The organism is Acidovorax sp. GW101-11A03, from assembly GCF_059424825.1.
Genome location: NZ_JBWKZU010000004.1, coordinates 150,298 through 158,238 on the forward strand (window position 1 = coordinate 150,298; position 7,941 = coordinate 158,238).

Annotated in this window: 5 protein-coding genes; 4 read left to right on the top strand and 1 reads right to left on the bottom strand. The window is 65.0% G+C overall.

Annotated elements, in window-relative coordinates; translation table 11 throughout:
* Positions 1–2 precede the first annotated feature (2 nt).
* Positions 3–2,273, bottom strand: a complete 2,271-nt coding sequence (locus AC07Z7_RS03735) for a xanthine dehydrogenase family protein molybdopterin-binding subunit (RefSeq protein ID WP_494765353.1) — start codon at positions 2,271–2,273, stop codon at positions 3–5.
* A gap of 347 nt (positions 2,274–2,620) precedes the next feature.
* Between AC07Z7_RS03735 and urtA the strand changes: the two genes are divergently transcribed.
* The 4 genes from urtA to urtD all read left to right on the top strand — a co-directional run bounded on the left by urtA (position 2,621) and on the right by urtD (position 7,603).
* A complete protein-coding gene (urtA, locus tag AC07Z7_RS03740; RefSeq protein WP_094286771.1) occupies positions 2,621–3,883 on the top strand; it encodes an urea ABC transporter substrate-binding protein in 1,263 nt (420 codons plus the stop codon).
* Between the two features lie 101 nt (positions 3,884–3,984).
* Positions 3,985–5,568: an urea ABC transporter permease subunit UrtB gene (urtB, locus tag AC07Z7_RS03745; RefSeq protein ID WP_494765354.1), complete on the top strand. Its 1,584-nt coding sequence runs from the start codon at positions 3,985–3,987 to the stop codon at positions 5,566–5,568.
* 20 nt (positions 5,569–5,588) lie between these two features.
* Positions 5,589–6,731, top strand: a complete 1,143-nt coding sequence (gene urtC, locus AC07Z7_RS03750) for an urea ABC transporter permease subunit UrtC (RefSeq protein ID WP_494765355.1) — start codon at positions 5,589–5,591, stop codon at positions 6,729–6,731.
* The gene (urtD, locus tag AC07Z7_RS03755; RefSeq protein WP_494765356.1) at positions 6,728–7,603 is read left to right on the top strand and encodes an urea ABC transporter ATP-binding protein UrtD; all 876 of its coding nucleotides are present in this window, start codon (positions 6,728–6,730) and stop codon (positions 7,601–7,603) included. The genes urtC and urtD overlap by 4 nt, the downstream gene beginning before the upstream one ends.
* Positions 7,604–7,941 lie beyond the last annotated feature (338 nt).

The following is a 7,941-nucleotide window of genomic DNA, read 5'->3' on the forward strand; positions in this document are numbered from 1 at the left end:
GTTCAGGCAAGTTTGAGCGGCAGGGCGCGCAGGCGCTGGCCGGTCAGGGCAAAGAGTGCGTTGGCCACCGCCGGGGCAATCGGCGGCACGCCGGGCTCGCCCACGCCTTCGGGAGGCTCGGCGCTGGCAATGATGTGCGTCTCCACGCGCGGGCAGTCGGCCATGCGCAGCAGCGGCAGGTCGTGAAAATTGCTCTGCTGCACCTGCCCGTCTTTCAGCGTGACCTCGCCATAGAGCGCCGCCGTGAGGCCGAACACCACGGCGCTCTCCATCTGCTGCGCGATCAGGTTGGGGTTGATGGCCGCGCCACAGTCAATCACGCACACCACGCGGTGCACGCGGATGGCCTTGTCGGCGCCCACCGACACCTCGGCCACCTGCGCCACGATGGAGCCAAACGACTGGTGCAGCGCCACACCGCGCGCCCGTTGCACGCCCGAGGCATCGGGCGGCAAGGGCTGCCCCCAGCCCGCCAGCTCGGTCGCCTTTTGCAGCACCTGGAGGTGGCGCGGGTGCTTTTGCAGTAGCGCGGCGCGGAAGGCCACCGGGTCTTTCTTGGCCGCGTGGGCCGCCTCGTCCACAAAACTCTCTTTGAAGAACGCTTGGTGTGAATGCCCCACCGAGCGCCAGAAGCCCACGGGCAACGGCAGGTCGATGATCTCGTGCGCAATGCGCGCGTGGGGCCATTCGTAGGGCTGGTCAAACGCGCCTTCCGATGCGGTTTTGTCGGGCCCTGCGCCGGGCAGCCCGAAGGTGCGCGCCAGCACCTGCGGCACGATGGCCTGGCCCACCGACAGGTTGTGCCACGCCACCAGCTGCCCCTGCGCATCAAAGCCCGCCTTGAAGCGCGCCATGCAGGCGGGGCGGTAGAAGTCATGCTGCGTGTCCTGCTCGCGGCTCCATAGCGTCTGCACGGGGGCGCCGCCAGCGGCCTGTGCAATGGCGGCGGCCTGGGCCACATAGTCCACCTCCAGCCGCCGCCCGAAACCGCCACCCAGCAGCAGTTGGTGCACGGTCACTTTTTCTTCGTCCATGCCCAGTGCCTTGGCCGCCGCCATGCGCGCCAGGCCCGGCACCTGGGTGGATGTCCACACCTGGGCGGTGCCGTCCTTGACCTGCACCGTGCAGTTGATGGGCTCCAGCGCCGCATGCGCCAGGTAGGGCGCGCGGTAGTCGGCGGTGATGCTGGTGGCGGCGCCCTGCATGGCCTGGTCCACATCGCCCGCACTGTGGTAGCCGAAGCCCTTGGTTTCGTCCAGCGCCTGGGCCAGCCGCGCCATCACGGCCTCGCTCGACAGCGTGGCGGCGGGGCCGTGGTCCCATTCCACGGTGACGGCAGCGGCGGCTTTCTTGGCGTGCCAGGGCGTGTCGGCAATCACGGCCACACCGCCTGTGCCGCCATGGTAGGGCGCCACGGCCAGCACCTGCTTCACGCCGGGCAGCTTTTGCGCGGCGGCGGCATCCAACCGGGCCACCTTGCCGCCCCGCGTGGGGCACATCACCACGCTGGCGTGCAGCAGGCCGGGCGGGTTCGCATCAATGCCGAACACGGCACTGCCGTCGAGCTTGCTGGGCGCCTCGATGCGCGTGAGGGGCTTGCCGATCAGCTTGAACTGCGCGGGTTCTTTCAGCACCACCTTGCCCGGCATGGGCTGCTGGGCGGCCAGCGCAGCGAGTTCGCCAAAGTTGGCGCGCTGGCCTGCGGCATGCTCCACCCAGCCTGCGTTGACCGTGCACTCTGCGGCCTGCACCTTCCACTGCGCGGCGGCAGCGCGGACCAGCATGGCACGCGCATGGGCACCGGCCTCGCGCATGGGCAGCCACAGGTCCTTGATGCTGCTGGAGCCGCCCGTCATCATCACGCCCACTTCGCGCATGGTCTTGGCCGTGAGCCAGCCCGCCACGGCCTTGATCGACCCGTCGTTGTCGGGGTGGAAGGGCAGGCCGTCCACCACGGTGGCCAAGTTGTTGTAGATGTCGTCGATGGGCGCCATCGCCAGCCGCACCTGCTTCCAGTCGGCGTCCAGCTCTTCGGCCAGGATGGCGGCCAGGCCGGTGTGCGTGCCCTGGCCCATTTCGGACTTGGCCATCATCACCGTCACGGTGTTGTCGGTGCCCACCTTGAGCCAGCCGTTGAGCGCGGCCTGGCCCGGGGTGGCGGGCAGCGGGTCTGCGGGGTGCAGGCGCTGGCGTGGGGGCATCACGCCCCAGCCAATCACCAGCGCGCCCGCTGTTGCGGCGCCGCCAAGCAGCACTGTGCGTCGTTTCACCATGGGTCGGTTCCTTTGTGGCTGGGTGTGGGGCCGTGGCCACCATCGTAGGCGGGGCGGGCATTTCCCCCACGGCGCTGTGGTTGCCGAAGATTTTGACTATTTTTGGCCGTTACCGCGCATTGGGTATGCCCTAATAGCTATTAAATGCATAGCGTTTCGCCTACCCGACACAGGCGTTGCCTGCAAGCTGCGCTTTTCCGTGGCGGTGCCAGCGCGTACGCCACCCGGCGTATTTCCCAAGCAGGCCCTGCTCTCCAGAATCCATTCCATCGCACTACACAGCCCACGGCAATCCACCGGGGGCCAGGGCGAGGCGGTTTGAACCCTTACCTACCGGAGAAGCACACATGCAACGTCGTTATTCCCTCAAGGCCCTCGCGGCCGTCGCTACGCTCGCTGGCCTGTCTGCATTGCCAGCCCATGCCCAGGAGACCATCAAGGTCGGCATCCTGCACAGCCTGTCGGGCACCATGGCCATCTCCGAGACCGTGCTGAAAGACACCGTGCTCATGGCGATCGACGAGATCAATGCCAAGGGCGGCGTGCTGGGCAAGAAGCTCGAACCCGTGGTGGTGGACCCGGCCTCCAACTGGCCCCTGTTCGCCGAAAAAACCAAGCAGCTGCTGGGGCAGGATAAGGTCTCGGTCATCTTCGGCTGCTGGACATCGGTGTCGCGCAAGTCGGTGCTGCCCGTGGTGGAAGAAATGAACGGCCTGCTGTTCTACCCCGTGCAGTACGAAGGCGAAGAGCTGTCCAAGAACGTGTTCTACACCGGTGCCGCGCCCAACCAGCAGGCCATCCCTGCGGTGGACTACCTGATGAGCAAGGACGGCGGCAGCGCCAAGCGCTGGGTGCTGCTGGGCACCGACTACGTGTACCCCCGCACCACCAACAAGATCCTGCGCGCCTACTTGAAGAGCAAGGGCGTGAAGGATTCGGACATCGATGAAAAGTACACCCCGTTTGGTCACTCTGACTACCAGACCATCGTGGCCGACATCAAGAAGTTCAGCCAGGGCGGCAAGACGGCCGTGGTGTCCACCATCAATGGCGACTCCAACGTGCCCTTCTACAAGGAGCTGGGCAACGCCGGCCTGAAGGCCAAGGACGTGCCGGTCGTCGCGTTCAGCGTGGGTGAGGAAGAACTGCGCGGCGTAGACACCAAGCCGCTCGTGGGCCACCTCGCTGCCTGGAACTACTTCCAGTCCATCAAGAGCCCGGACAACACCGCCTTCATCAAGAAGTGGAGCGACTACGCCAAGGCCAAGAACATCGCTGGCCACAAGGACAAGCCACTCACCAACGACCCGATGGAAGCCACCTACATCGGCGTGAACATGTGGAAGCAGGCTGTGGAGAAAGCCAAGAGCACCGACGTGGACAAGGTGATCGCCGCCATGGCCGGCCAGACCTTCAAGGCACCGTCGGGCATCGTGAGCAAGATGGACGAGAAGAACCACCACCTGCACAAGAGCGTGTTCATCGGCGAGATCAAGGCCGATGGCCAGTTCAACGTGGTGTGGAAGACCCCTGGTCCTGTGAAGGCCAAGCCATGGAGCCCTTACATCGAAGGCAACGACAAGAAGAAAGACGAACCCGAAAAGAAGTAAGCACCTGCAGTGTGCCCAAGAGGGGAGGGCGCCTGTGTGCGCCCTCCCTTTTTCTTTGACACCCGCCTGCCACCGAGAGCAGGCCGAACGGAATTTTTCTTATGTTGCGATGTTTTCTGGCCATGCGCTGGTGCCTGGTCAGCCTGCTGTGCCTGGCGGGCAGCGCCCACGCTCTCACCGCCGAGCAGGCCCTGGCCATGGCTGCGGGCGAGACCGACGACCGCGTGGCCGCCGTGCAGCAGGCCGTGGTCGAGCCCAGCGAGCGCACCGCCGCGTTCCTGCAAGCACTGGCCGATGATGCGGTGAAGGTCGCCGGTGGCAAGGCCGTGATCGTGCGGGACGACAAGGGCATCGACCCCGTCACCGGTGCCGAGGTGCCCCTGCCTGCAGATGCCGAAGACATCATCAACAACAACCGCATGCGCGGCGAGATCGATACAGCCCTGGCGGGCCTGGCGCTGTTTGGCAAGGACGAAGCCCAGCGCATGGCCGCCGCCAAGGCCCTGACCAAAGAGCCTGATGCGGGCCGCCTGCCCCTGCTGGACAAAGCCCTGGCGCAGGAAACCAGCGACAAGATCAAGGCCCAGCTGGAACTGGCGCGCGCCGCCACCTTGCTGGGCAGCGACGACGCCGCACAGCGCATCGCTGCCGCGCAGGCACTGTCGCTCAGCGCAACGCCCGATACACGGTTGCTGCTCAACGAACGCGTTACCGTTGAAGAAGACGCCAAGGTCAAGGCCGCGCTGCAAGCCGCACTCAAAGCCATCGACGGACAACTCGCCTGGGGCGAACGCCTGGGCGCTGCGTTCTCGGGCATCAGCCTGGGCTCCATCCTGCTGCTGGTGGCGTTGGGCCTGGCCATCACCTACGGCCTCATGGGCGTGATCAACATGGCCCATGGCGAGCTGATGATGATCGGTGCCTACGCCACCTATGTGGTGCAGGGCATCTTTCAAAAGTACTTCCCGGGCGCGTTCGACTGGTACCTGGTCGCCGCGCTGCCGCTGGCCTTTGGCGCATCCGCCGCCGTGGGCGCGGTGCTGGAGCGGGGTGTGCTGCGCTTTCTGTATGGCCGCCCGCTGGAGACACTGCTCGCCACCTGGGGCATCAGCCTGGTGCTGATGCAGCTGGTGCGCACCATCTTCGGCGCGCAGAACGTGGGCGTGGAAAACCCCGCGTGGATGAGCGGCGGCGTGCAGGTGCTCTCCAACCTCACGCTGCCCTACAACCGCCTGGTCATCATCGGCTTTGCCATCGCCGTGTTGCTGGGCATGGGCTACCTGATTGCGCGCACGCGCCTCGGCCTGTTTGTGCGCGGTGTCACGCAGAACCGCCCCATTGCCTCGTGCATGGGCGTGAACACTGCGCGCATAGACACCATGGCCTTTGCACTGGGCTCGGGCATTGCGGGCCTGGCGGGCTGCGCGCTGAGCCAGGTGGGCAACGTGGGGCCGGACCTGGGGCAGAGCTACATCGTCGATGCCTTCATGGTGGTGGTGCTGGGCGGCGTGGGCCAGCTCGCGGGCACGGTGTATGCCGCGCTGGGCCTGGGCATTTTGAACAAGTTCCTCGAAGGCTGGGCGGGCGCGGTGCTGGCCAAGATTGCGGTGCTGGTGTTCATCATCATCTTCATCCAGAAGCGGCCGCAGGGCATCTTCGCGGTCAAAGGGCGTACGGCCGACTGAAGCACCAGAGACGACAGATCATGACTACGCCAACCTCTCCCAACATCCAACTGCCCGCACCGGCGCCGCTGCTCACGCGCGGCGGCTGGTCGGCCTTCATCGTGGCGCTCATTGTGGTGTGCGCCGTCGCCCCCGTGCTCAACCTGTGGGTGCCCGCAGGCAGCGTGTTCCACCTCAGCGACTACGCCGTAGCGCTGCTCGGCAAGATCATGTGCTACGCCATCTGTGCGCTGGCCATGGACCTGATCTGGGGCTACACCGGCATCCTGAGCCTGGGCCATGGTTTGTTCTTTGCGCTGGGTGGCTACGTGATGGGCATGTACCTCATGCGCCAGATCGGCCGCGACGGCAACTACAAGAGCGACCTGCCCGACTTCATGGTGTTTCTCGACTGGAAGGAGCTGCCCTGGCACTGGGCACTGTCTGACAGCTTCATCGCCACGCTGATCCTCATCGTGGCCGTGCCGGGCGTGATCGCGTTTGTGTTCGGCTACTTCGCCTTCCGCTCGCGCATCAAGGGTGTGTACTTCTCCATCATCACCCAGGCCATGACCTATGCGGCCATGCTGCTGTTCTTCCGCAACGAAACCGGCTTTGGCGGCAACAACGGGTTTACCGACTTCAAGCGCATTTTGGGCACGCCCATTGCCACGCAGAACATGCGCATGACGCTGTTCGTGCTGACGGGCGTCACGCTGCTGGGCTTCTTCCTGCTGGCACGCTGGCTGGTGCGCAGCAAGTTCGGCCGCGTGCTGCAGGCCGTGCGCGATGCCGAGAGCCGCGTCATGTTTTCAGGCTATTCGCCCCTGCCTTACAAGCTCACCATCTGGACCATCAGCGCCATGATGTGCGGCGTGGCGGGCGCGCTGTATGTGCCCCAGGTCGGCATCATCAACCCTGGCGAGATGAGCGCCGCCAACTCCATCGAGATCGCCGTGTGGGCGGCCGTGGGCGGCCGCGCCACGCTGATCGGGCCCATCGTGGGAGCCTTCATCGTCAACGGCGCCAAGAGCTGGCTCACGGTGACGGCGCCAGAGTTCTGGCTGTACTTTCTGGGTGCGCTGTTCATTGCTGTGACGCTGTTCCTGCCCAACGGCGTGGTGGGCCTGGTCAAGAAGTTGAAAGATGGCAACAACAGCAACAAAAAGGGAGCTGCGCAATGACGCCTGATCTGATGGAGGAAGGCGCGCGGCGGTTGCAGAAGACGCTGTCGCCTGCTGTGCTGGGCCAGACCGAATCCGGCGGCCGCACCGCAGGCTTCTCGCGTATCGCCGTGCCCGGCGAGGTGGATGTGACCCATGGCCGCATCCTGTACCTGGAAGACGTGCATGTGAGCTTTGACGGCTTCAAGGCCATCAATGGCCTGAGCCTGGACATTGCCCCTGGCGAGCTGCGCTGCATCATCGGCCCCAACGGTGCGGGCAAGACCACGATGATGGACATCATCACCGGCAAGACGCGGCCCGACAAAGGCACGGTGTTCTTCGGCTCCACGATTGACCTGCTGCGCCACAACGAGCCCGAGATTGCCAGCCTGGGCATCGGCCGCAAGTTCCAGAAGCCCACGGTGTTCGAGCAGCTCACGGTGTTTGAAAACCTGGAGCTGGCGTTGAAGACCCACAAGGGCGTGAAGTCGAGCATGTTCTTCCGCCTTGATTCCGCGCAGTCGGACCGACTGGCGGAGGTGCTGCTCACGATTCATCTGGCCGATGGGGTGACGCGGCAGGCGGGCAACCTGAGCCATGGGCAGAAGCAGTGGCTGGAGATTGGCATGCTGCTGATGCAGGACCCGAAGCTGTTGCTGCTGGACGAGCCGGTGGCGGGGATGACGGATGACGAGACGGCGCGGACGGCGGAGCTGTTCCTGACCTTGAAGGGCAAGCATTCGCTCATGGTGGTGGAGCATGACATGGGGTTCATTCGCACTATTTCGGAGAAGGTGACGGTGTTGTGTGATGGCTCGGTGTTGGCCGAGGGCACGCTGGATCAGGTGCAGGCGGATGAGCGGGTGATTGAGGTTTATCTGGGGCGGTGATGGTGGTGTTCCCCTCGGTTCCTGTCGATTGGCTTGGTGCTCTTGAACCGTTCGGGCTGAGCTTGTCGAAGCCTGGGCGCTGCCTTGGAGCCGTTTGGGCTGAGCCTGTCGAAGCCTTGGCGTGCTGGTTTGGAAAGCGTGCTGGAGTCGAGGGCGGGAGCCGGGAGTCGCCCGGCGTGCGAGTAACTTTCTTTTGCTTCGCCAAAAGAAAGTCACCAAAGAAAAGGCGACCCCCAGTCTGCGGCCCCTTCGCTGTGCGAAGGGGCAAACCTGCGTCGGGGCGGTTGCGGGGTGCGCCGTGGAACTCGCTTTGCGCTGCGCGCGCCGCTCGGACAACC